A 19,428-nucleotide genomic window follows, 5' to 3' on the forward strand; every position below is an offset into this window, starting at 1 on the left:
CCGACGTCATCGGCGTCCTGGTCGTCGTCTGCGGGCTGCTGGTCGTCGGGGTCCTGGTCGGTCACGCCCATGGGGACCTCTGGGTGGATCCGTCGCCGCCGAGCGGGTCGGGGGCGAGCTCGGATGGGACGGCGTACAAGCCGACGGGGTGGAGGAGGTCGTCCGTCTGTTGCGGCTTGTCGTCGTGGATCAGCAGGGACGCGCCGCCGCCGAGGTTGATCAGCAGGTAGCGCAGCGCGTCTGCGAGGTGGTCGTCCGCCGCGGTGTCGATGTCCTCCGGGTCGCCCTTCGTCGCGAACGGCAGCGCGGGCAGGTCCCGGACGAAGTTCGAGCAGGAGGAGAAGACGTGCAGCATCGGGCAGGTCTCCCAGCCCTGCTCGCGGTGGTGCGGGCACGCGGGGCCGTCGGACAGGTAGGAGCGCAGGCGCTGCCATCCGGCGATGCGGCCGCCCTTGCCGGCCTCGGTGAGGTGCGCTCCGTGCTCGTCGTAGATGGACGAGATCGGGCGTGCGTCGCCGCGGGTCGCCCACATCGCGTCGTCGGCCCACCGCGCGAGGACGTTCTCGCCGGCCTCCGCCGCGAGGATGCGCTTCGCTTGGTCGGCCTCGCCGACCTTGCGGGCCTTCAGCTCCCGGTACAGCCACACGCGGCCGTCCTCGTCGACCGCGCACCACACGACGGCCCATGGGGCGGCGAAGCCCCAGTCGACGCCCGCGTACCGCTTCCACGAGGCGGGGAGCGTGATCGGGTCGAGGACGTGCCGGTCGTGGGACCACTCGGGGAAGGCCTGGCCGGAGAAGATGTCCCAGTCGCCGTCCAGGAACGCCTTGCGCAGGGTCTCGTCGAGGCTGGTGAGGTCCTGGGCGTACTCGGCGTTGATGTGCGGGTTGTCGCTGAGTTTCGACGGGACGAAGCGGACGGTACGGCCGCGCTTGTCGACCACGGTCTTGCGGCCGTAGTCGGTGGCGTCGACGTACCGCTGCTTGACGGTGCCGTGGCCCGGGCCGCCGGGGTTGGTGCCCGAGCGGACGCCGAGAACGGGGATGTCCGCGCGCCCGGACCGGAGCCGGGTTTCCAGGAACGCGACCACGTCCGGGGAGGTGAGGGTGAGCTCGTCGAAGATGAGGAGCTGGTAGGCGCCGCCCTGGCGTCGGGTGGCGTCCTTCACGGTCTCGGCGTACCGGAACATGATCAGCGAGCCGTTCGGGAACCGGAGTTCGTACTCCGTGCCGTTCCACGACGCGCCGAGGACGCTGGCGTAACCGACCTGCGCAAGCTCGGCGAGCAGCGATTCCTTGAGCTCCCCGTAGGTGCGCCGGTACGCGCCCACCCGAAGCCCCGGGTAGCGCACGCAGGCCCGGATCGCCTCCATCGTCAGGGCTTTGGACTTCCCACCGCCGAGCGCGCCACCGTAGAGGATTGCGAACTCCGTGGAGTCGTGGAACTCCTGCTGCCGTGCGGTCGGAACGTAGCCGAGCTCGGCGAACACGTCGCGGTTGCGCAGCTGCTCCGCGGCCACGCGCTGGAGCTCAGCCCTCTTCTTCCGGAGCTCCTTCAGCTTCTGCCGCTTCGCTTCGAGCAGCGGCGAGTTGCTGTTCCACGTCGGCGAGGGCGGCATCGATCGCCTCCAGCGTCAGCTCGTGCCGCTGCGGGGCGTCCAGGCCGAGGAGCTTCGCGCGCCGGTCCATCAGCTTGAGGCTGGTGTCGATGGCCTTCGTGTCGCCCTCAAGCACCTTGTCCCACAGGGCGTTCTGCATGGCGTCGAGCCGGTCCATCTCCAGCTGCCGGTGTGCCTCCAGCGGGATCGACAGCTTCTCAACGGCCTTCTCCAGCGCCCGGCGGACGTCGGTGCACGCCGCGCCTTTGGAGCTGTAGCCGAGCAGGTCGGCGATCTCCTGCCAGGAGTGCCCGGAGATGCGGAGCTGGACGGCCTGGCGGCGCCGCTCAGCGGTGGCGGTCTGCTGCGCACGGTTCGCGGGCACGGCGCACCTCCCTGATCGTAATTTGACGATCAATCAGATTGAGGCTCGCCTCACCCAACCTCAAATGATCCTCAGGGAAACGATCTTGGCCTTGCGGTGGTGGTCATTTATGAGAAGACTGTGAGTCGTTCGGCCGACTTCTGGCCACGGGGGGGAAACTCAGCAGGGGTCCTGCTTTGCCGTGCTCGGAAAAGGCACTCTTTGGTCGGTGTTTTCGACATCGTCCCATGCGGTGAGGCACATAGATGCAAAAGGCACGTATGGCCAAGGTTGTCGGCGTCGCAGCCGCCATTCCGATGCTCCTGCTCACTACTACGGGCTCGGCATTCGCCGATGGCACGGTGACCTGGACGGACAATTCAACCAACGGCTGTCTGTCATACGAAGCGAACAGCAGCGGCGGATACAACGTGTATACGCAGGTCCCGGATCTCAACGACGGCTATACGTGCAGTGGCATCATGAACAAAGACCACTGGATTGATTCTCAGAACAATCTGGACTCGCCCAATGGTGCTTGGGCGGAGCACCCGCAAAATGCTTCGTCATACTGCCTCACGAGCTACTGGCAGCCCAATTCATCCTCCCCGGCGCCCGTCTACCTTGAGCCTTGTTCCAGCCCAGCCAACTGGTACGAGCAGTGGTACGAGCAGTACAACAGCAACGGCCAATGGAGGCTCGTGAACCGCGAAACCGGGCTTTGCCTCGACAGTAGCGGCGATGCTGACGGCAATGGCGACGGCAACGTCTACGCCTTGCCCTGCAACGGTGGGAACTACCAGTACTGGCACTGAATCACCGAGTTGATGCCCGTCCGCCTCGCGGGCGGGCATCAACTCATTCCAACGCTCGGCGGCTGGCTGGCTAGCCACTACTCCAAGGGGGCGCGGACGAAGCAGTCCTTCGCCTCCAGCAACTTCCGCAGGCCGACGGTGAGCTCGGGCCCATCGGGCAGTTGGCGAGCAGCTGCTCGGCGAGGTCGTGGCACGGCTTGCTGACCGCGGCGAGGCGCGGCGGCAGGTGCTCGTGCGCGACGTGCTTGGCAACGATGACAGTCGCGGGATGACGTCCGGTCAGGTCCACTGCGATGCCTCCGATCCGAAGCGTTGGGTGGACGGCTACTTCTGGCGCTCGGCGGAACGTCGGGCCCGGTCGCGGTACATCTCCCACTCGGAGCAGGCCCGCGGGCTTCGGCGGCGGGCGAGGTGACCGCGGATCCGCCGGCCGACGGCGCCGTACTGCGGTGGCTTCGGCGGGACGGGGTTCGCGCGGGCGAGGTCGCGCGAGACCGCACGCCGGATAGCGCGGGGCTCGCGCAGGTACTCCTCCAGGAGCGCGTCAAGGTCAGCAGGCATGAGGGTGCCTCCAGGGTGCGTAATGGGGAAGGCCGGGCAGCAGTGCTGCCCGGCCTGGTGCGCGACCGCTCGATCAGGCGGTCACGTCGTCCGGGACTCGTGGGGGCTGTGCCCGGCAACAGCCGTGCCGCCGCCCGGATTTGAACCGGGGACCTCTGCGTTATGAGCGCAGCGAGCTGACCGAGCTGCTCTACGGCGGTGGGAACGCAAAAGCCCCGCCACGGTGGGCGGGGCTTTCGTGGCAAGCACCCGTTTCTGGGCACGCCGCGTCGAGAGATGACTGTAGAGGATCAGCCGCCGAATGTCACGAAGAGATAACGGGCGGCTTGCTGGGGGTAGTCGCGCGTCGGATGTCGGCGGCGATATCGTCCCGTTGGACCAGCACTGTGTTGACTTTCGGGTATCGGGCCCCGACCTGGTAGATCACGTTCATCACGTCTGTATCAGAGGCCGACCGCGGTGTCGGCCATGTGAGCCCCTGTGCTCCGGGCCAGACCTGACACCACACAGCAGGATCGAGTGCAGCGGCTACAGCGCGGGGTGAATCCGTGGCCCAGACCAATACGGTCAACTGCTCGAGCGTGAGGGTCGTGACGAGTACCTCGTAGCCACCAATCCATGTCGGGTCCGGCTGCTCAACGATGCTGAATTGTCCGCGCCGGACATCGGCATGCAAGCCGCCGAAGTGTCGGGCGACCCAGACCTTCGTGTGAGGTGGCGGAAGCTGCTGGTTCATGAGGAAGCGCCGCATGTCGGCGGTGGCGGTTGGTCGGGGTGTGGGGTCGTCCCCGGGACTGCTCAGGAATTCGTGGACCATGGTGGTCTTCGTCGCCCAGGTCGCGAGCAGGGCAATCTCGTCAGCGTCGAGGGTCATTCGCTCAGCGCGCATAAGGCCCAGAAGCCGCGGCTTCAAGCGCTCTTCGAGGCGGCTCATCCATCCGTTGTTGCAGGGCTCGCAGACCTCGCGCATCGAGAACTGAAGTGCGCTGCCAGCTTGCTCGCGGGTCTCCTTGGGGAAGATGTGGGCGACTCCTGAATCGTCGTGGGTGAACCCGACGCTGACCGAGGTTCTGGTGTCGTCATCCGTCGATGTGTAGTCAGAGAGGTAGTCAGGCCACAGGTGCTCGCGGGACATCCCTCGGGCCTTGCCACAGAAAATGCAGCGGCGGAGCGGCTTCTGGTCTTTGGGCATGAGCGACTCACTTGGTAGCGCCGAGCGGATCTCGGTGTCTCTTCGCTCATTGTGGAGCCGCTAAGCCGGGCTCTGCCTGCGATTTGACAGCTGGGCGCAGCACTCGGTGAGGGTGCCACATGGGCGGCCGGAACGCCCCCTGCCAGCCAGTTGGTCAGCAGGGGGCGTCCCGGGGAAGATCGCGGCTCAGCTACGGGTTCCTGGTGCGAGCGAGCCCAGTCGCTCGGCCGCCACCTCCGCATACCGCGGCGTCATCTCGTAACCCACGAACGACCGCCCCGATCGCAGAGCCGCCGTCCCCGTCGAGGCCGACCCAGCGAACGGGTCCAGGATCGTGCCGCCGGGTGCGCAGATCTTCACCAGCTCATCCATGAGCCCGTCCGGTTTTTGCGTGATGTGGTGCCGCTTGCTGCCGCGAGGCTGGGAGGCGGAGAACATGCCGTCGAGGTAGACCGGGTTCCGGGCCGCGTCCACCGGACCGTTGGTGGCCCACAGGGCGTACTCGCAGGAGCGCCGGAACCCACCGATGGCCGGCCGGGCGATGGGCTTGTGCCAGGGGACGACGCCGCGCCACATCCACCCGGCGGCCTGGAGCGCGTCGGAGGTGGCGCCGAGCTGGCGGTAGTCGGTGAAGACCAGCAGGGGCGCGCCGGTGACGGCGACGCGGAGGCACTGGGCCAGGATCATGGCGAGCCAGGTGGTGTAGGAGCGCTGGTCGCGGGTGTCTCCGGCGAAGTCGGGCAGTTGGTGCTTGGCGTCGCCGCTGACGTACTTGTCGCGTGCGCCTTGGCCGGTGCGGTCGTTGGGGGTTCGTCCGCCGCTGTTGTAGGGCGGGTCGGTGATGACGGCGTCGATGCTGTCGGCGGCCAGGGTGGGCAGGTGCAGCAGCGCGTCGGTCGCGTGAAGCGTCCAGGTAGGCATGCGTCTCCTCGGGCAGTGTCTGCGCGAGGGCGCGGAGCTTCCAAGGGTCTCTCGTCGATCAGATTTGATCAATAGTGCACGAAGAATGCATGTGGCCGCCTCCGAAGAGACGGCCTACACGGGCCCTACACCAACGCCTACAGCGGTCCTACACACCGGGGCGCACCGCCTACGACCTGCGACTACGCCCCGTCCTACACACCCGGCTACACCTCGGGGGAGGGGAGCCGAGCCAGGTACTCCTTCAGCGCCTGGACGGCGTCGTCGTGGTGCACCCCGGCGACGCCCGTGCGCGTGCCCACGCGGAGCGACCGACGCACCGGAACGCGGAGAGCCCCGAGGAGGTCTCGCAGATCGTCCCGCGTCAGCCCCGGCAGCTGGGCCTCGGACTGCATCAGCGGGAGCAGCGTCTCCAGGTGGATCCCGGGCTCTTCGCCGATGTGACGGAGGATGAGCCGCAGATAGACCTCGTCCAGCGTCCGCTCCAGTTCTTCGGCGGCCTCTGCCTGGCGCTCCTCCTGCTGCTCCTCCGCGTCCGCCGCGAGCCAGGCCCGGGCGATCCACGCCGCGAGGAGCACGCCGGTCAGCCACGGCCACACGTTGATCAGCCGCCACCAGATCCACAGCCCGACCAGGATCGCGGCCGTGCGCGTCAGTCGGTCCCGAGCGGTGCCGGCCACCGTGCGGCGGGCGAGCCGCCAGAACAGCTCTGGCGACCCGTCACCGACGCGGATCAGGTGGCGGCGCAGCCAGCCCATCACATGTTCCCCATGATCAGATTCCCGCCAGTGGTCAACGCGGGGACGACTACGGAGTGCGCGAACTGGAGGGCGAACGCGGCCGGGCCGAGCGCGAGCCCAGCGAGCAAGGAGAAGCCGAGGTCCCGGCGGCGCTGCTTCGCGGCCCTGCGCATCGCCAGCCCGAACAGGAGCAGCCCCAAGACGACAATGATCGCGGCTCCTTCGGGCAGCGGTGCGGGCGCCGCGTGCGTAGCGGTCTGGGTGGTTGCTCCGGCGAGAGTGTGAAGGGCGTCGTTGCCGAGTTGGTTGCTGCCCTTGGTGGCGAGCCTGCCGCCCTTGCCGATCCCGCCCCCGACATCCGTGGCGCATACGATGCCCAGCGACAGGCACAGGATCGGCGCGACCAGTGTGCGCCAGGACCGGCCGCCACCGCCCTCGTCCTGCGAGGCCGTGCCCTTCCGGCCGCCCCCGCTGCCCTTCCGCCACCACGAGAAACCGACGGCGACCAGGAGGCAGGCGGCAACGAGCAGGCCGCCGCCAGTGATCTCAAGCGGGCTCACCACGCAGCTCCCGTCAGCCAGGAAACGGAGTCGTGCAGGACGGGCATGTCGGTGACCGCCCCGGCGATGGAGGCGAGGAGTAGCGCGTACCGGAACCAGCCGGGGCGGCGGCGGTAGAGCACCGCGGCGGCGAGGGTGAGTGCCCAGGCTCCGCCGTACTGGTCTGCGCCGATGTGGAGGGCGCGGTGCCACCACGGCAGCGCGAGGAGCGCAGCCGCGGCGGCAGAGGCGTGGAAGAGCAGCCCATGTTGCGGGCGTGCTGCGGTGTCGGTCACGGGTACAGCCCGTTCTGCCGCTTCGTCTCCCGGGACAGGACCGCGCGGATCTGTGCGTGGTCGATGTCGAGGGCGTGATGGCGGGCGATCAGGTCCGCGATTTCGGACGGTTGCGCCGTCGGGCCGAGGGCTGTTGCGGCGGCCATGATCGCGGCGGTGAGCGTTCCGGGCAGAGTGCCGTTGACCTGCGGCGCAACAGGGAGCAACGCCGTGTTGCGGGCCACTACTTCCCCGACCGGCTCGACGGTCGGGAGCGCGTTGTCGAGGCGCTCGTCCAGGTGCTGCGTGTAGGCGCGCCACGCACGGCCGCGCCGCACGACCCAGGCCTCCACGCCGTACGCCGGACGCGGGGCGAAACCGAGCCCGTGGGCGTGCCGCGCTGTGGTGTGGCGGGCGCCGAGGCGTAGCTCGGCCATCGCCCACAGCACGATGCCCGGCGCGGCAAAGAGCACGGCGGCCGGAGTGCCGAGGTGCTGCCAGGTGGCATGTGTGACGTTCAGGTAGATGCTCGTGGCGAGCAGGCAGACCGCGACGACGCGCGGGCGGAGCGTCGACTGGCGCGGGTCCTCGGCGGCGGATGCCCAGGCATCGAGCGCCAGGAGCGCGGCCCCGTCGAAGACGGCCCCGGCGAAGGCGGCCAGGACCGCGGGGACGCCGTAGCGGTCGTGGGCGACGACGTAGAGGGACCAGGCGGTGTAGGCGAACGCGGCGCCGAGGACGACGGTCCAGCCTGCGATGCGGGCGATGCGGGTCGTCATCACCACCACCTCCGGCCACGCGAAGGGGCGCTGTCAGCGCGGCGGTTGGCGTCCTCGGCGGCGGCGACCTGGCGGTCGATGCACGTGGCGGCCTTGCGGTGCCGCCGGATGTCGGCGTCGCGTCGGTCGGCGTCGCGCTGCGCCTGCTTGCGGGCGCGCCGGTCGCTGGCGGACTCGCGGCCCGCGTACGTCGAGCTGGCCATGGCCCGGTCGTTGCCGATCAGTCCGAAGAACGCCATCACAGCACCGCCTTGACGTAGAGGCGGATCTTGCCCGGGGCGCTCTGGAGCGGGCGGGGCTGTCCGGCCTGGACGTCACTGAAGGCGTCGCGGAGGCGGTGGATGGCGAGGTCGACCTCGCCGGGCGTGCCGATGATGCGGATGTGCAGTGGGGTGGGGGTCGGGCGGGTGTCGCCCGTACGATCAGCCATGTTGGCCTCCCGGATGCGTCGGGATGGTTGGCAGGCCCCGGCCGGCTGCGTGAGAAACATCGGCCGGGGCCGTTCTGCGAGTAGTGGCAGCGTGGCTACCAACTGTTGTGCAGAGTACCCTACACAACGATGGGTTGGCAGGCCCGCTCCCACACGAAAGGGAGTGGCGTGGAGGACGAGGAGGTGCGGCGCGTGCTCGACGCGATCAACGCACTGGGCAAGCAAGGGGACGCCACCGACAGGGCGCGCCGCCTGACGCAACTGCTGGACGAGTGGCCGGACAAACACGCCGAGGTCCGCGAGATGCGTCAGCGGGCGGTGGCGGAGATGCACGCCTCCGGCCTGTCCTACCGGAAGATCGGCGAGCTGCTGGGGATCAGCTTCGGGCGCGTCAAGCAGATCATCGACGGCGTCACGAACCCGCGCAGCCAGAAGCGGGCGGACACGGAGTAGCCCCAGCCTGGTGGAGGACGGGCCGGGGCGCTCCCTAGGGAGGTGCTCGGAGCCTACGCCTCCAACTCCAGTCCGGGGAGAGTTTCGACCCGCTCGCCCCGCGGCTCCAGCAGGTGGACTGCGGTGCAAATGGGGCCGTGGCCGGGTGCTCGGCTGGCGGGGGCGACCGTGGCCGGAGCAGGGCCACGCGTGAACCCATCCGGCCCGTTCCGTCCTGCGACGCGAGCGGCAGCATGGGAGCGTGGCGGGTATGGCGCCGAATAAGAAGCCATTGTTCAAGCGCCCTTGGGCTTGGGTCGCAGGGCGATGGGCGAGACGGCGGAACCCGGCGGCCGGGGCGACATTGTCGTCGAAGCCGAGTGGGGCGGGTGCAGCAGCACCGTCGAACGCGCCGAGCGGGGTGGGTACACCGGAACCGCCAAAGAAACCAAAGCCGTGGCACCCCTGGGCGAGGGCCAGGTGGCGATGGGAGCAGCCCCCCAACGCCTTCAGCCCCTGGGCGGGGGCTGGGTGGCGACGGGTGCAAGCCTCGTACATCACCGAGCTCTTCGCGTTGGTCAGGTCCCTGGAGGCAAGTAACCCGTGTGCCGCCCAAACAGCAGTGCTGAAAGGCGTTGACCAAAACCTGAAAGAGGCCCGGACTGCGGCCCACCACGGATTCCGGTCCGCGGAGGAGTGCGTCTACACCAATATCTGCTCGGCTGAGACCGGCCTGCTGAGAGTAGTGCCAGACCGCGATCTCCCCGCCTGGGTGCCCACTGTTCACCAAGCTGTCTGCACCTACCTCCCCACGGGCAACAAGGTGCGGAAGGCATTGGAAGAGGCCATCAAAGCCGCCAAGGGCACGGATCCTCCGGCCAAGGGCACGGACTCTCCGCAGGTTAGCCGTGAGCTCCTGGTCAATGCCTTCGAAGCCGCTTACTACGCCGACTCCGTCGAAAAGAGACGGGCCGCCAGCTTTCGTAGCATCGTTCTTGGTGGCGCCGCAGTACTCACCCTGCTAGCCGCCGGTCTCGTCTTCACGTCGTACGGCGACCAGCCGATGATCAGGCTCTGCTTTCCTGCATCAACTCCCCAGGCCTGCCCTACCGGATACCTTCCGGTGCCACCAGTGGCCGCTGGCACGATTACGGCCAAAGCCACGGCTACGGCCGCCGCCACCTCCAAAGCCACCGCGAGCTCTGATCCGGACCCCGGGACTGCCACCACCGCGACCACGGCCAGGGCCACCGCCACAGCCGTAGCCAGACCGAACACGCAGAGCGTTTCGCAGGACCCCGTAGACTCGGAACCCGACATGCCCGATCAGGAATTCTTCGATGTTCTCATCGTCGAGATCTTCGGCCTGATGGCCGCCGCTCTCACCGCTGCGGTGGCACTGCGGAAGATGCCCCGCAAGCGACCGCCGTACTGGGTTCCACTGTCCCTGGCCATCCTCAAGCTTCCGGCTGGAGCGGTCTCGGCGGTTCTCGGCGTGACGTTGATCAACGCCGGTCTGATTCCCGGCCTTGACAAGCTGGAGACGCCCAACCAGATCCTCACCTGGGCAGCACTGTTCGGTGCCTCGCAGCAGGCTCTCACCCGGTTCGTGGATAAGAAGGGCAAAGATGTCCTGCGACTCCCGGGCGGCGGAAAGAAGGGTCGCAAATCGTGAGAGCCGCCGGATCGGCGGGTTGTGGGCGGTACGGATGTCAGCGGCGGGTTGTAGCTTCGAGTCAAGATGTCAGGTCGGCGGTAGTCGACTTGTCGGAGCGGGGCCGGGGTGCTCGTTCCGCGCGCTCGATGCAGCCTGACGGTCAGAAGCCCGATTGCTCGTAGGCAAGAGTCGGGAGGTGCACTCGTGAGTCAAGATCGGTTGGCGCCGCCGCCGAAGCCGCCCTTCGGCTTCGGAATCAAGCTCGACGGTGAGGCGCAGACCATCACGGTGCCGAGTGGATTCCGCCGCAAGACGTTCGACCTCCAGGCCCTGCGCGTGACCGCCGAGGAGGGCGGGGAGCGCATGACGCTCACCCGAATGGCCACGATGGGCTTCTTCGCGATCGGCGCGAAGAAGCAGACGCACCACCTTTGCTTGATGTTCATTGACACTCGGACGGGGGAAGTAGCGGTCGTTTCCCGAAAAGGCGGGGCTGGCCGTGCGCTCTTTCGCTGGGCGCTGAAATTCGAGGCGTGGCTCTCAGTGAACGGAGGCGCGGCCTGAGGCGGTTGTGTCCCTGGGGCGTCCTGGTACGGGTTTTTCCGTAGTGCTTAAATCGAACATGTGAGCGAAACATACAGGTCGCCGGTTCCCCGGGGCTGGCCCCAGCAGGTCGACCGCCCCGGCGCGCCCAGTTCCGGCTGGGAGCGATCCGCGGCCCGGTGGCTGTACGAGCAGGTCCCTGGAGAGTGGCGCTCGTACCGGATCCTGCGGGACCACCCGCTCATGCTCGCCCGGGACTGCCGCTACCTCGCCGAGGGCGAGCTCAAAGCGATGCGGGAGGCCTACGCGCGGGCCCGGGTCGAGCTGGCCGACCAGTTCGAGCCGCAGCAGATAGAGGAGAAGCTGGCCGCCTACAAGGAGGAAGGCCAGCGACTCAACAACCTCGTCCGGCAGGTGCAGCTGGTCGAGGACGCGTTGTCCGGCGTCAGGTGGGTGCCCCGCGGCTAGCTGGGCGCACGGAAGGGCCCCACATCGCCTGCGTGCGGCGATACGGGGCCCTTCGGTGCCTCAGTCGCGCGGTCGGGAGTCGAAGACGACGGCCCGGTTGATCGCGTCCGGGCGATCCGACCAGACGGACTCGTCCGTCTCGGCCTCGGCCGCGCGGTATGCCGCGACCAACTCGCGATGTTGCTCGGCGATGTACTCGTCCATCAGGCGCTCCTCACGCTCGGGCTGTGGCAAAGAGAGTGCGGTGGCCGCCTTCGGTCGGGGGTGGCACGAGCTGAACGTGTGCGTCCTGGAAGCCGTGGTCGAGGAGCAGCGCGCCCCACGTCGCCGGGTCGAGGTCGTAGCGGGGGATCAGGGCCTTCGGGGCGGGCGGTGCCACGTCCGCGGGCGCGGTGTGGGAGAACGCGTACACCCCGCCAGGCCTGAGCCGCTTCCGCGCGGGGGGGAGCAGTTTGGCCGGGTCGGTGAACCAGTGGGCGCCGAACACGCTGTAGATCACGTCGAACTGCTCGCGACCATCGGCGAGGTAGTCGACAGCCTCGCCAGTCGTGAACTCGATGCCGAGGTGCCCCCATCGCGCGCGGGCTTTGTCGACCTGCGTTGGCGATACGTCAACGCCGGTGCCGTGCGCGCCGAGTGTCGCCAGGTGGGCGAGGTTGCAGCCGGTCCCGCAGCCGAGCTCCAGCACTCGCCGTCCGCCCACTGGCCCCAGAGCCGTCTCGTCCGGTCCGTGGTCGGCGTGGCTGGTCCAGTTGAACCAGGTGGACTGTCCGGCGGCGTTCTTCTCGCGGCGCGGCGTGCGCCCGCTGGTGGCGTAGCGCTCCCACGCGTCGGCGATGGCGGTAGACACGGCGGTCTCCTCTCGGGGAACGGTCAGCGCCCGGCCACTCAACGGTAGTGGCCGGGCGCAGGTTACGTGCTCAGTGGCTGGGGCTGTCGGTGCATCCCTGGTGGCACTGGGTGCAGCGGGACTGGCAGTCGGCCATGCGGGCGTCGGGAGCCTGGCAGCGGTCCTGCTGGCAGCAGTTGCTGGTGCACTCCTTGCCGCCGACGCCCCACAGGTCGGCGTCGATCAGGTAGCCGCTGGCGCGCATCACGTCGACGGTCGCCGACAGCGGCGCCCCGACCTCGCGGGGCTCGTTGGGCTCGTGGTGGATGAACCGGCCCGCGATTCGGTCGCAGAACCGGGCGTAGTCGCGGGTGTGCAGGATGAACGTGTGCCAGCCGATGTCGACCAGCGCGGACGGGCCGATGGGCTGGGTGGCGGTCGCTGCCGTGCCGAGGAACGCGAGGGCCTGCTCGGTGATCCGCTCCGCGATGTCGGCGTGCTCCGGGTGGTCCTTGACGATCCGGGCGGCGAGCTTGTCGAACAGGATCGGCTTGACCAGCTCGCGGCCGGTGCGCCGGGTTTCGAGAGTCGTCACTGGGTTGCCTCCAGTCGGTATGACCTGACAGTCCATTAGTCCCGGGACTATTAGGAGCATCCTGCGGACCTGTCGACTCGTCAATAGTCCTGAGACTAAGTTGTGGAGAGAAAGGAGCCCCAGTGAACACACCCGCCTACCGCCGCCTCGCAGACACCCTCCGTACCGCCATCAGCTCAGGCGAGTACCCACCCGGGGCGACCCTGCCGAAGCTCACCGAGCTCATGGCCGAGCACCAGGTCTCCAAGACGACCGTCGCCGAAGCGATCGCGGTCCTCGAACGCGAGGGCCTGGTCCAGGCGGTGCGCCGCCGCGGCACCGTCGTCCTCGACCGCGCCATCCCCAAACCGGTCATGAGGGAGCGCCAAGTCCGCCGCGATGAGATCGGCTACTACTTCGACCCGACCGCGCAGGGCTGGCGCGCCCTTGCTCCAACACGGATCGCCTACGAGACTCCGCCCCGCGACCTGGCCGCACTCCTCGGCGCCCCGGCCAGCGAGCCGCAGCTGGTCCGCGACCGTGTCATCGGCGACCCCGACACCGGCAACGCGAAGCAGCTGGCGGCGTCCTGGCTACCCGCCTCCATTGCGCGCGGCACCGTCCTGGAGCAGACGGACACCGGCCACGGCGGCATCTACGACCGGCTGGAGGAGATGGGCTACGGCCTGTTGGAGTGGCAGGAGATCGTGACCTGCCGCATGCCGTCCGAGGCTGAGCGTGAACTGCTCGCTGCGCCGCCGGGTGTGCCGCTTCAGCGCGTGATCCGGCTGTGCCTTTCACCTCGCGGTGAAGTCGTCGAGATCAACGACACGGTGTGGCGTAGCGACCTGTTCGCGATCGGCTACGAACTCACCCGGCACGAGACGGCGCAGCGATAACCGATGTGTCAGTGCCCCTTGGAAGCTGCGGCCAGGGCGGCGATGCGCTCGCGCAGGTCGTCAGTCACCTCGGGCCTTCCTGTCCTTCTCGAACTGCGCTCCGGCCTCAACGAGCAGGGACATGAACGCGCCGGTCTCGGGCTCGTTGCCGAAGAGCAGCGCGGGGATCTCGGCGGGGGTGATCTCGATGTGGATGCATTCCTCGCCGGGTCGGCGGTTCATGTAGACGCGCTCAGGCATGGTCGTCCTTCCCGGCGTTGAGGACGGCGCGGCCGAGGCGCGGGATGCGGTCGCCGAGCTCGACCAGGCCGTCGGCGAGCAGCCGGTCCAGCGCCGTGCGGGAGACGCCGTTCCCGGGCTTGTCGGGGCGCAGGTAGACGTACACCTCGGTGTCGGCGAAGCGGCGGAGGTAGCCCCGGCCGGTGGCCGTGGTGCGGGGCAGCTGGGTCACCGGCGGGCCTTTCCGGTCTTCACGCCGCACGCGTCGTACCAGGCGTTCGCGTCGGCCGGCGGGAGGCCGGTGTCGGGGTCCTGGTCGATGGTGGCGGACATGGCGGTGGCGGCGGCGAGCGCGAGGGTGGCGTGCACCTGAGCTTCAGCGGCCAGCGCGGCGCCGACGACGGGGTCGGCGCCGTCGCCGTAGGTGAAGTGGCGGGCTCGCTCGGCGAGGGTCTCGGCGGTGCGGTAGTGCTCGGGGCCTGTGGCCACGGTGTCTCCGTTCCGGGGGTTGGGGCTGCGCCCGGGTAGTCGCAGCCGGGCGAGGTCGATCAGGTCGCGTCGACGGGGGCGATCTCGTCGGGCTTCATCCAGCACGACAGCTGGTGGTGGTCGCCGTCGAAGAGCACGCCGCAGCCGTCGAACGCGCGCGCCGGGCGGCTCGGGTGCGGCGGTGGGCTGACGTAGTCGACGGTGCCGAGCGAGCCGACGGGCAGGTCGCGGCAGACGTCGGGGTTGCACCCGCAGATCGCGGTGTCGGTCGTCATCACGACCAGCGTGCGGACGCGGTCGCCGACCTTGTAGTCGGTCACGGGTCTCCTATGCGGTGAGGGCGTAGCGGGTGGGGTCGGCGAGCTGGGTGGTCCGGGCGTAGTCGCGGACGACGGTGGCGAGGAGCGGGAGCAGCTTGGGGCCGTATGCGTTCTGGGTGGTGCGGAAGCTGCGGCGGCAGCGGTGGTCGACGAGGACGAGCAGCTTTCCGGGGCGCTGGCCGGTGGCGCGCATCGCCTTGGCCATGCGGATGCCGACCTGGCCGGCGTACCGGCGGATGAGCTCGGGGTCGGCGCCAAGGGTGGCGAGGAAGCTGCCGACGGTGGTGAGGCTTGGGTCGTTGAGCTGGAGGAAGTCGATGGCGCCGCAGGCCTTGATCCAGCGGGTGCGGGCGGTGATCTGACGGCGCATGACGAGACTCCTGAGGGTCAGAGGTCGGGCAGTTCGCGGACGTAGGTGGCCTTGCTGCGCCACGCCCGGCCGCACGCCAGGCAGGTCAGCTGGGAGTAGTCGGACGGGGTGCGTCGGCCGCCGTTGAAGGCGCTGTAGTTGGCGTTCCGGGTGATGACCAGTTCGGGCGGTGGCTCTTGTCCTTGCATGCGGTGCCGGCCATGTGGTCGGTAGTCCCTTCGGGGGCCCGGCCCCGAAGGGCCGGGCAGGCGTGGGTCAGGAGTTCTTGGCCGCCTCGCGCTCCAGGCGGGCGGCCTGGCGGCGCAGCTGCTCCGTGCAGTGGACGCAGTCGACTGGGGCGTCCGTCTGTCGGTACTTGGTGCCGGAGTTGGTCATGGCACCGGTGCGGCACAGCGGGAAGTCGTAGCGAAGGCCGGGGGTGTCCAGGTGCACCTTGCCGCCCGCGAACGGGGTGACGTGGCGCTCCTGCGGCTGCTCGATCGGCACCGAGGCGGCCGGCTGGTCGGCGTCGGTGGCGTCGCGGACGGTGACCTTGCGGCCGTCGTAGTAGTCGATGTGGTGGGTGCGGCCGTTGTCGTCGGACGACATCGTCCGGACCAGCTGCCGACGCTTCGGCCCCATCTGCGCGGCGTTGACCTCGTCGGAGGCCTCCTGCCAGGTGATGAGCTCAGCGACGCCGTTGATGATCCGGACGTGGGTCTTGTCGTCGCTGGCGATGCCGCTCATGGTGCGCTCCTCGACTCGATTCAGACTGCCAACTTTCTTGGCACTTTCAGTATGTCCAGCATGGCTATCAAGTGCAACAAAGTTGGCAGTATTGCGCGAACTTTGTTGGCAGCTTGCTGCCTAGTCACTTGGCGGCATGCCGTGAGACGATGCAGCCCATGACGCCGAAGCCACCCGCCAACGAGCTCGCTGCCTGGCTGCGCCGCCTCGACGCCGCCACCGTGAAGCACGCTGCGACCCGAACCGCGCTGGACGAGCTGATCGCCGACGCCCGCGCGGCCGGCGTCCCGCTCACGACGATCGAGCAGCACACGCCGTACAGCCGCGAGTGGGCCCGGAAGATCGCAGACCGGGTCGACGCCGAGCGCGCCAGCTCCGGCGACGGCGACAGCATCGACGCGCCAGCCACCGCCAACCCGAACCGACACCAAACGGACTGACCCGTGGACCCGACCCGCCCCGTGTTCCCACGCGCCAAGCAGCTCGGCGGCAACGGCCTTGACTTCCTGCTGCCTGTTGTCGAGGAGTGCCGGCCGATCCTGGATAGATGCGGCATGGACGCCGTCCAGCAGCACCTTGCCGACACAGGCGTCGCGATCGTCCCCGCCATCGCGGTGACTCGCGGCCTGCTCGGCTGGGACGACACCCCGCTCGCGGTCGCCCGCGACATCGTCTGCGCGAGCGCGGCCCGGAACGGGAGCTGACCCATGGACGAGCGCATACTCGCGATCCCGGCCGACAAGGTCATGTGGGTGGCCACGGGTGCTTTCGCCGCCGCCGACGAGGAACAGCGGGCCATCCTGCGCTTGCTCCTTCACGCCGAGGGCGAGGGCGTCGACCCAGTCGAGGACGGCCGTGCTGTGATCCAACGAGCCTTGGAATTTGACCCACCACTCCTCACTGGGCAAGACCTGCACGCCTGACGCCGTGTCGGTCACGCTGCGCCTCGCTCTGCTGCGGAGAGGGCGCCGGCCAGGCGTCCGAGGTGCCGCCAGTCCCACAGAGCGCGCCCGCGCGGGTCGCGGGCGACGGGCGCGGTGCAGTCGCGGCCGGTCTGGCACGTCACCATCGGCGACTCGTCCGGGACCTGGTGGAGCATCAGGACGCCGCCGCACCAGGGGCAGGGCCGGTCGGGGATCTCGACGTGCCGCTCGCCGACGCCGAGGACCGCGGCAGTCCGGTGCCAGCAGTCGCGGATGACGTCGGCGGCTTCGCGGCGGACGCGGTCCGGCATGCGGCGGAAGTGGCCGGTGGTCAGGTCGTCGTCGGCCAGGCGGCCGTCGACGTAGACGGCGGCCCAGTGCGGGCCCTGCTTCCAGCTGGCGTTGTAGTTCCAGCGCAGCGGGCTGGAGTTGAAGGCGATCGCCGCGTCGAAGTCGGCCTGGGTTGAGCCGCGGCCGACGGAGCGCACGACTTCCTGGCAGGCGTCGGCGACGATGTCGGCCAGGGCGAGGAGTTCGGCCTCGACGTGCTGGAGCGTCTCCATCGCCGTCAGGTTCATCACCGGGGCCGGTGAGTCGCCGAGGGCATACTCGTTGCGCTCGGCGCGCTCGGCGCGGGCTTCGGCGTCGCGGACGGCCCACATCTCGGTGGTGAGGCGCTGCGGAGGCCAGACGGGTGCCGGGTCGGTGTACTGGGCGGCCATGAGGTCTCCGAGGTGTTCGCGGAGGAGCTTGAGGGTGCGGCGGGTCGTGTCGGCGGTGGTCATCGTCTGGTTCTCCCTCGTGGTGGGCGTACGGTGATCACTGCCTGGGGGCGCGCCTGGTGCGGGCAGGCGGTGGGCGCGCCCCGGACGGGCGTTCAGCCGCGTCGAGCGGAGAGCCGGATGGCCCGCAGCAGGAGCGCGACGGTCGTGTAGGTGCCGAGGAGCGGCAGGGGCCATAAGGCGTGGTCTCCGCCTGCGCTCAGGTATTCGAAGGGGAGCGCGAAGGCGCTGAGCGCGGCGGTGGTCCAGGCGAGGCGGCGGCCAGTCATGGCTGCGCGCGTGCTGTCGCGCCTGCGGCCTCGCTGGCGGCGAGTAGGCAGTCGCCGAGCTCGGCGCGCACCTGCTGCGCCATGGCCTGATACGCATTGCTCGACCGCACCAGTACCGTCTGCCGCGCCTCGTCCGCGGTGTGTGCCAGCTGCACCAGATAGGGGTCGCGCTCGACCGCGGAGGTCAGGCGCTCGGCGACGAGCTGCGGCTGGTGGATCGTCACCCCGAGCAGCACCTGCCACAGGAGCTCAGCAGCGGCGCGCTCCTTCTGGGCCTGGGCGACGGCACCGAGGTGCTTTCGCTGGCCGCGGCGAACTTCGTCGGCGAGGTGCGCGATGGTCTCGACGATCTGCTCGGTGTTGGTCTCCGAGCTGGCCAGCGCGTCGTGAAGGCGGGCGAGTTCCTGGGAGACCATGCGGAGGCCGGCGGCGACGACATAGCTGGAGAGCTTGGGTTCGGCGAAGAGCTGGGCCAGGTGCTGCTGGATCTGCTTCGGGTCCGCGTCGGCGGTGAGGGCGTCGGTCATGTCGGGTCTCCGGTGAGCTGGTGAGGGGTGGGGAGTTGGTCGAGACCATCGCCGATCTGATCCGCGAGGTTGCGGCAACGGGCGGCTTCGGCCTGGTCGGCGGTGTGGTCGGCGCAGGCGAGCAGCGCGGTGACCAGGAGCGCGGCGCTGGCCGGGCCAGGCAGGTGCAGCGCGATCACGTCGTGATCCCGTCGGGGACCTGGGCGGGGTCGATGAGCCGCTCACGGATCGCCAGCGCCACGGCGTGCGGGGTGCTGGCCGCGCCGAGCTTGGCCAGGCAGGTGCCGAGGTACGAGCGCACGACGCCGCGGCTGATGCTGAGCTCGGTGGCGGTCTCACGCTGCGACCGGCCGTGCGCGGCTGCCGTGAGTACCTCGATCTCGCGGCGCGTCAGCGACCCGATCACGCGGCACCACCAGCGGCCACGTCGACGTGCGTCAGGGCGATGCCGCCCGCGCGGCCGACGACCTTGACGACCGGCTCTCCGCAGAGGTCCCAAGCCACGGAGCGGGTACGGGTCGTCAGCGGGGCGTGGTCCGGGCATTGCCGGTAGCACGGGTACGCGATCACGGGCGCGCCGACCGGGACGAGGCGGTTGAACTCGGCGGCGTTCACAGCGCCACCAGCTCGGCCGGAGCGATCAGGAGGGCGTGCTGGTGGCCCAGCGCCACGGCGTGCGCCCGATCCCGCGCCCGCAGCTTCCGGAACAGCCTGCGGGCGTGGGTCTTGACCGTGTCCTCCGAGATGAACAGCTCCCGGCCGATCGCGGCGTTGTCCAGGCCGCGGCTCATCCCGTCGAGCACCTGCCGTTCGCGGTCGGCCAGCGGCGGGAGCGTGCGAGGCTCCGGGGCCAGGCCTGCGAGGTCGCCGCGCTTGTAGGCGGCGTGGACGATGCCGGCGCGGTGGGTGACGCCGTATCGGGCGCCGATGCGGGAGAGGTGGGACTTGATGGTGAATCGGGAGAGGCCGAGGTCTTCGGCGATCTCTTCGTTGGTTCGGCCGCGGGCGACTGCGGCGACGATGCCGCGAACGCGTGCGCTGGTGGGGCTGCCGAGGTAGGGCAGTGTGGCCACGGTGGCTCCTGGTGTACTGGTGTCGGGAGCGAGGCTGTGTGGGCGCTGGAGCGCCGGGGTGGGTGCAGAGCGGGGATCGCGTCGCCCGCGCGGCTGTGCGGCCGTCAGGCGGCTT

36 protein-coding genes, 1 tRNA gene and 2 pseudogenes are annotated in these 19,428 nt (G+C 69.4%); 9 read left to right on the forward strand and 30 right to left on the reverse strand.

The annotated features are described in order from the left end of the window. Window positions 1-61 precede the first annotated feature (61 nt). Together ABH928_RS08235 and ABH928_RS08240 are read right to left on the reverse strand one after the other, a co-directional pair. Complete coding sequence (locus ABH928_RS08235; RefSeq protein WP_370063664.1) at window positions 62-1,618, reverse strand: hypothetical protein; 1,557 nt, start codon at window positions 1,616-1,618, stop codon at window positions 62-64. Then, entirely contained in the window at window positions 1,530-1,982 is a 453-nt protein-coding gene (locus ABH928_RS08240) for a hypothetical protein (RefSeq protein ID WP_370063666.1), read from the reverse strand. The genes ABH928_RS08235 and ABH928_RS08240 overlap by 89 nt, the downstream gene beginning before the upstream one ends. Window positions 1,983-2,242: 260 nt before the next feature. Between ABH928_RS08240 and ABH928_RS08245 the strand changes: the two genes are divergently transcribed. Further along, entirely contained in the window at window positions 2,243-2,776 is a 534-nt protein-coding gene (locus ABH928_RS08245; protein ID WP_370063668.1) for a ricin-type beta-trefoil lectin domain protein, read from the forward strand. Window positions 2,777-3,100: 324 nt separating this feature from the next. Here the strand turns inward: ABH928_RS08245 and ABH928_RS08250 are convergent, their stop codons facing one another. The 10 genes from ABH928_RS08250 to ABH928_RS08295 form a co-directional block, all read right to left on the reverse strand. Continuing rightward, the gene (locus ABH928_RS08250; RefSeq protein ID WP_370063670.1) at window positions 3,101-3,337 is read right to left on the reverse strand and encodes a hypothetical protein; all 237 of its coding nucleotides are present in this window, start codon (window positions 3,335-3,337) and stop codon (window positions 3,101-3,103) included. Window positions 3,338-3,462: 125 nt separating this feature from the next. After that, window positions 3,463-3,537: transfer RNA gene (locus tag ABH928_RS08255), tRNA-Met, on the reverse strand. A 104-nt stretch (window positions 3,538-3,641) separates the two neighbouring features. Continuing rightward, the gene (locus ABH928_RS08260; protein ID WP_370063672.1) at window positions 3,642-4,529 is read right to left on the reverse strand and encodes a hypothetical protein; all 888 of its coding nucleotides are present in this window, start codon (window positions 4,527-4,529) and stop codon (window positions 3,642-3,644) included. A 186-nt stretch (window positions 4,530-4,715) separates the two neighbouring features. Next, complete coding sequence (locus tag ABH928_RS08265; protein WP_370063674.1) at window positions 4,716-5,450, reverse strand: site-specific DNA-methyltransferase; 735 nt, start codon at window positions 5,448-5,450, stop codon at window positions 4,716-4,718. A 206-nt stretch (window positions 5,451-5,656) separates the two neighbouring features. Continuing rightward, entirely contained in the window at window positions 5,657-6,208 is a 552-nt protein-coding gene (locus tag ABH928_RS08270) for a hypothetical protein (protein WP_370063676.1), read from the reverse strand. After that, on the reverse strand, window positions 6,208-6,750 hold the full coding sequence (locus tag ABH928_RS08275; RefSeq protein ID WP_370063678.1) for a hypothetical protein: 543 nt from the start codon (window positions 6,748-6,750) through the stop codon (window positions 6,208-6,210). The genes ABH928_RS08270 and ABH928_RS08275 overlap by 1 nt, the downstream gene beginning before the upstream one ends. Continuing rightward, entirely contained in the window at window positions 6,747-7,025 is a 279-nt protein-coding gene (locus ABH928_RS08280) for a hypothetical protein (RefSeq protein ID WP_370063680.1), read from the reverse strand. Before ABH928_RS08280 ends, ABH928_RS08275 begins: the two co-directional genes overlap by 4 nt. Then, window positions 7,022-7,783 (reverse strand): hypothetical protein, encoded by a 762-nt coding sequence (locus ABH928_RS08285; RefSeq protein ID WP_370063682.1) that lies wholly within the window; start codon window positions 7,781-7,783, stop codon window positions 7,022-7,024. Before ABH928_RS08285 ends, ABH928_RS08280 begins: the two co-directional genes overlap by 4 nt. After that, complete coding sequence (locus ABH928_RS08290; protein WP_370063684.1) at window positions 7,783-8,022, reverse strand: hypothetical protein; 240 nt, start codon at window positions 8,020-8,022, stop codon at window positions 7,783-7,785. Before ABH928_RS08290 ends, ABH928_RS08285 begins: the two co-directional genes overlap by 1 nt. Then, window positions 8,022-8,213, reverse strand: coding sequence for a hypothetical protein (locus tag ABH928_RS08295; RefSeq protein WP_370063686.1), 192 nt, complete (start codon window positions 8,211-8,213; stop codon window positions 8,022-8,024). Before ABH928_RS08295 ends, ABH928_RS08290 begins: the two co-directional genes overlap by 1 nt. A 168-nt stretch (window positions 8,214-8,381) precedes the next feature. On the opposite strand from ABH928_RS08295, the gene ABH928_RS08300 reads away from it, so the two are divergent. From ABH928_RS08300 to ABH928_RS08315, 4 genes are all read left to right on the forward strand, one after another. Beyond that, the gene (locus ABH928_RS08300; RefSeq protein ID WP_370063688.1) at window positions 8,382-8,666 is read left to right on the forward strand and encodes a hypothetical protein; all 285 of its coding nucleotides are present in this window, start codon (window positions 8,382-8,384) and stop codon (window positions 8,664-8,666) included. A 520-nt stretch (window positions 8,667-9,186) separates the two neighbouring features. Next, window positions 9,187-10,320 carry a hypothetical protein gene (locus ABH928_RS08305; protein WP_370063690.1) on the forward strand — a complete coding sequence of 378 codons (1,134 nt, stop codon included), beginning with the start codon at window positions 9,187-9,189 and terminating at the stop codon, window positions 10,318-10,320. 186 nt (window positions 10,321-10,506) lie between these two features. Continuing rightward, window positions 10,507-10,866: a hypothetical protein gene (locus ABH928_RS08310; protein ID WP_370063692.1), complete on the forward strand. Its 360-nt coding sequence runs from the start codon at window positions 10,507-10,509 to the stop codon at window positions 10,864-10,866. Window positions 10,867-10,926: 60 nt separating this feature from the next. Then, on the forward strand, window positions 10,927-11,313 hold the full coding sequence (locus ABH928_RS08315) for a hypothetical protein (protein WP_370063694.1): 387 nt from the start codon (window positions 10,927-10,929) through the stop codon (window positions 11,311-11,313). A gap of 60 nt (window positions 11,314-11,373) precedes the next feature. On the opposite strand, the gene ABH928_RS08320 is transcribed toward ABH928_RS08315, so the two are convergent. The 3 genes from ABH928_RS08320 to ABH928_RS08330 form a co-directional block, all read right to left on the reverse strand. Next, on the reverse strand, window positions 11,374-11,517 hold the full coding sequence (locus ABH928_RS08320) for a hypothetical protein (protein WP_370063696.1): 144 nt from the start codon (window positions 11,515-11,517) through the stop codon (window positions 11,374-11,376). A gap of 10 nt (window positions 11,518-11,527) precedes the next feature. Then, window positions 11,528-12,163, reverse strand: coding sequence for a class I SAM-dependent methyltransferase (locus ABH928_RS08325; RefSeq protein WP_370063698.1), 636 nt, complete (start codon window positions 12,161-12,163; stop codon window positions 11,528-11,530). A gap of 70 nt (window positions 12,164-12,233) precedes the next feature. Beyond that, window positions 12,234-12,737 (reverse strand): hypothetical protein, encoded by a 504-nt coding sequence (locus tag ABH928_RS08330; RefSeq protein ID WP_370063700.1) that lies wholly within the window; start codon window positions 12,735-12,737, stop codon window positions 12,234-12,236. 122 nt (window positions 12,738-12,859) lie between these two features. Between ABH928_RS08330 and ABH928_RS08335 the strand changes: the two genes are divergently transcribed. Beyond that, entirely contained in the window at window positions 12,860-13,615 is a 756-nt protein-coding gene (locus ABH928_RS08335; protein ID WP_370063702.1) for a GntR family transcriptional regulator, read from the forward strand. Window positions 13,616-13,675: 60 nt separating this feature from the next. Here the strand turns inward: ABH928_RS08335 and ABH928_RS08340 are convergent, their stop codons facing one another. From ABH928_RS08340 to ABH928_RS08370, 7 genes are all read right to left on the reverse strand, one after another. After that, the gene (locus tag ABH928_RS08340) at window positions 13,676-13,855 is read right to left on the reverse strand and encodes a hypothetical protein (protein WP_370063704.1); all 180 of its coding nucleotides are present in this window, start codon (window positions 13,853-13,855) and stop codon (window positions 13,676-13,678) included. Continuing rightward, on the reverse strand, window positions 13,848-14,066 hold the full coding sequence (locus tag ABH928_RS08345; RefSeq protein ID WP_370063706.1) for a hypothetical protein: 219 nt from the start codon (window positions 14,064-14,066) through the stop codon (window positions 13,848-13,850). The genes ABH928_RS08340 and ABH928_RS08345 overlap by 8 nt, the downstream gene beginning before the upstream one ends. Then, complete coding sequence (locus ABH928_RS08350; protein ID WP_370063708.1) at window positions 14,063-14,323, reverse strand: hypothetical protein; 261 nt, start codon at window positions 14,321-14,323, stop codon at window positions 14,063-14,065. The genes ABH928_RS08345 and ABH928_RS08350 overlap by 4 nt, the downstream gene beginning before the upstream one ends. 59 nt (window positions 14,324-14,382) lie before the next feature. After that, window positions 14,383-14,643 (reverse strand): hypothetical protein, encoded by a 261-nt coding sequence (locus ABH928_RS08355; protein ID WP_370063710.1) that lies wholly within the window; start codon window positions 14,641-14,643, stop codon window positions 14,383-14,385. A 7-nt stretch (window positions 14,644-14,650) separates the two neighbouring features. Next, complete coding sequence (locus tag ABH928_RS08360; protein WP_370063712.1) at window positions 14,651-15,013, reverse strand: hypothetical protein; 363 nt, start codon at window positions 15,011-15,013, stop codon at window positions 14,651-14,653. A 17-nt stretch (window positions 15,014-15,030) separates the two neighbouring features. Then, the gene (locus ABH928_RS08365) at window positions 15,031-15,201 is read right to left on the reverse strand and encodes a hypothetical protein (protein ID WP_370063714.1); all 171 of its coding nucleotides are present in this window, start codon (window positions 15,199-15,201) and stop codon (window positions 15,031-15,033) included. A gap of 67 nt (window positions 15,202-15,268) precedes the next feature. Next, window positions 15,269-15,739 carry a hypothetical protein gene (locus tag ABH928_RS08370; protein WP_370063716.1) on the reverse strand — a complete coding sequence of 157 codons (471 nt, stop codon included), beginning with the start codon at window positions 15,737-15,739 and terminating at the stop codon, window positions 15,269-15,271. 158 nt (window positions 15,740-15,897) lie between these two features. Between ABH928_RS08370 and ABH928_RS08375 the strand changes: the two genes are divergently transcribed. Genes ABH928_RS08375 through ABH928_RS08385 form a run of 3 tightly spaced genes read left to right on the forward strand, consistent with a single transcriptional unit; the run spans window position 15,898 to window position 16,662 of the window. Continuing rightward, window positions 15,898-16,179 carry a hypothetical protein gene (locus tag ABH928_RS08375; protein WP_370063718.1) on the forward strand — a complete coding sequence of 94 codons (282 nt, stop codon included), beginning with the start codon at window positions 15,898-15,900 and terminating at the stop codon, window positions 16,177-16,179. Window positions 16,180-16,182: 3 nt separating this feature from the next. Next, window positions 16,183-16,443 (forward strand): hypothetical protein, encoded by a 261-nt coding sequence (locus ABH928_RS08380; protein WP_370063720.1) that lies wholly within the window; start codon window positions 16,183-16,185, stop codon window positions 16,441-16,443. 3 nt (window positions 16,444-16,446) lie between these two features. Next, window positions 16,447-16,662: a hypothetical protein gene (locus ABH928_RS08385; protein ID WP_370063722.1), complete on the forward strand. Its 216-nt coding sequence runs from the start codon at window positions 16,447-16,449 to the stop codon at window positions 16,660-16,662. Window positions 16,663-16,673: 11 nt separating this feature from the next. Here the strand turns inward: ABH928_RS08385 and ABH928_RS08390 are convergent, their stop codons facing one another. The 8 genes and pseudogenes from ABH928_RS08390 to ABH928_RS08425 form a co-directional block, all read right to left on the reverse strand. After that, window positions 16,674-17,447 (reverse strand): hypothetical protein, encoded by a 774-nt coding sequence (locus tag ABH928_RS08390; RefSeq protein WP_370063724.1) that lies wholly within the window; start codon window positions 17,445-17,447, stop codon window positions 16,674-16,676. A 92-nt stretch (window positions 17,448-17,539) separates the two neighbouring features. Next, window positions 17,540-17,713 carry a hypothetical protein gene (locus ABH928_RS08395; protein ID WP_370063726.1) on the reverse strand — a complete coding sequence of 58 codons (174 nt, stop codon included), beginning with the start codon at window positions 17,711-17,713 and terminating at the stop codon, window positions 17,540-17,542. Further along, on the reverse strand, window positions 17,710-18,240 hold the full coding sequence (locus tag ABH928_RS08400; protein WP_370063728.1) for a hypothetical protein: 531 nt from the start codon (window positions 18,238-18,240) through the stop codon (window positions 17,710-17,712). Before ABH928_RS08400 ends, ABH928_RS08395 begins: the two co-directional genes overlap by 4 nt. Continuing rightward, window positions 18,237-18,419 (reverse strand): hypothetical protein, encoded by a 183-nt coding sequence (locus tag ABH928_RS08405; RefSeq protein ID WP_370063730.1) that lies wholly within the window; start codon window positions 18,417-18,419, stop codon window positions 18,237-18,239. The genes ABH928_RS08400 and ABH928_RS08405 overlap by 4 nt, the downstream gene beginning before the upstream one ends. Further along, complete coding sequence (locus tag ABH928_RS08410; protein WP_370063732.1) at window positions 18,416-18,646, reverse strand: LuxR C-terminal-related transcriptional regulator; 231 nt, start codon at window positions 18,644-18,646, stop codon at window positions 18,416-18,418. The genes ABH928_RS08405 and ABH928_RS08410 overlap by 4 nt, the downstream gene beginning before the upstream one ends. Continuing rightward, window positions 18,643-18,855: a hypothetical protein gene (locus ABH928_RS08415; protein WP_370063734.1), complete on the reverse strand. Its 213-nt coding sequence runs from the start codon at window positions 18,853-18,855 to the stop codon at window positions 18,643-18,645. The genes ABH928_RS08410 and ABH928_RS08415 overlap by 4 nt, the downstream gene beginning before the upstream one ends. Continuing rightward, window positions 18,852-19,070 (reverse strand): annotated as a pseudogene (locus ABH928_RS08420) (helix-turn-helix transcriptional regulator); the annotation flags it as partial. The gene ABH928_RS08415 and the pseudogene ABH928_RS08420, both read right to left, overlap by 4 nt. Before the next feature lie 60 nt (window positions 19,071-19,130). After that, window positions 19,131-19,313, reverse strand: a pseudogene (locus ABH928_RS08425) (LuxR C-terminal-related transcriptional regulator); the annotation flags it as partial. Between the last annotated feature and the right edge of the window lie 115 nt (window positions 19,314-19,428).

The sequence above is a fragment of the Streptacidiphilus sp. MAP5-3 genome (assembly GCF_041262505.1).
GTDB lineage: Bacteria > Actinomycetota > Actinomycetes > Streptomycetales > Streptomycetaceae > Streptacidiphilus.

Bases quoted from the DNA above. Each gene is read 5' to 3' on its own strand.
- ABH928_RS08360 (WP_370063712.1), bottom strand. From the start codon at position 15,013: ATGCGCCGTCAGATCACCGCCCGCACCCGCTGGATCAAGGCCTGCGGC.
- ABH928_RS08340 (WP_370063704.1), bottom strand. From the start codon at position 13,855: ATGCCTGAGCGCGTCTACATGAACCGCCGACCCGGCGAGGAATGCATC.
- ABH928_RS08265 (WP_370063674.1), bottom strand. From the start codon at position 5,450: ATGCCTACCTGGACGCTTCACGCGACCGACGCGCTGCTGCACCTGCCC.
- ABH928_RS08370 (WP_370063716.1), bottom strand. From the start codon at position 15,739: ATGAGCGGCATCGCCAGCGACGACAAGACCCACGTCCGGATCATCAAC.
- ABH928_RS08375 (WP_370063718.1), top strand. From the start codon at position 15,898: ATGACGCCGAAGCCACCCGCCAACGAGCTCGCTGCCTGGCTGCGCCGC.
- ABH928_RS08365 (WP_370063714.1), bottom strand. From the start codon at position 15,201: ATGCAAGGACAAGAGCCACCGCCCGAACTGGTCATCACCCGGAACGCC.
- ABH928_RS08320 (WP_370063696.1), bottom strand. From the start codon at position 11,517: ATGGACGAGTACATCGCCGAGCAACATCGCGAGTTGGTCGCGGCATAC.
- ABH928_RS08270 (WP_370063676.1), bottom strand. From the start codon at position 6,208: ATGGGCTGGCTGCGCCGCCACCTGATCCGCGTCGGTGACGGGTCGCCA.
- ABH928_RS08245 (WP_370063668.1), top strand. From the start codon at position 2,243: ATGGCCAAGGTTGTCGGCGTCGCAGCCGCCATTCCGATGCTCCTGCTC.
- ABH928_RS08395 (WP_370063726.1), bottom strand. From the start codon at position 17,713: ATGACTGGCCGCCGCCTCGCCTGGACCACCGCCGCGCTCAGCGCCTTC.
- ABH928_RS08290 (WP_370063684.1), bottom strand. From the start codon at position 8,022: ATGGCGTTCTTCGGACTGATCGGCAACGACCGGGCCATGGCCAGCTCG.
- ABH928_RS08260 (WP_370063672.1), bottom strand. From the start codon at position 4,529: ATGCCCAAAGACCAGAAGCCGCTCCGCCGCTGCATTTTCTGTGGCAAG.
- ABH928_RS08385 (WP_370063722.1), top strand. From the start codon at position 16,447: ATGGACGAGCGCATACTCGCGATCCCGGCCGACAAGGTCATGTGGGTG.
- ABH928_RS08285 (WP_370063682.1), bottom strand. From the start codon at position 7,783: ATGACGACCCGCATCGCCCGCATCGCAGGCTGGACCGTCGTCCTCGGC.
- ABH928_RS08390 (WP_370063724.1), bottom strand. From the start codon at position 17,447: ATGACCACCGCCGACACGACCCGCCGCACCCTCAAGCTCCTCCGCGAA.
- ABH928_RS08250 (WP_370063670.1), bottom strand. From the start codon at position 3,337: ATGCCTGCTGACCTTGACGCGCTCCTGGAGGAGTACCTGCGCGAGCCC.
- ABH928_RS08295 (WP_370063686.1), bottom strand. From the start codon at position 8,213: ATGGCTGATCGTACGGGCGACACCCGCCCGACCCCCACCCCACTGCAC.
- ABH928_RS08400 (WP_370063728.1), bottom strand. From the start codon at position 18,240: ATGACCGACGCCCTCACCGCCGACGCGGACCCGAAGCAGATCCAGCAG.
- ABH928_RS08235 (WP_370063664.1), bottom strand. From the start codon at position 1,618: ATGCCGCCCTCGCCGACGTGGAACAGCAACTCGCCGCTGCTCGAAGCG.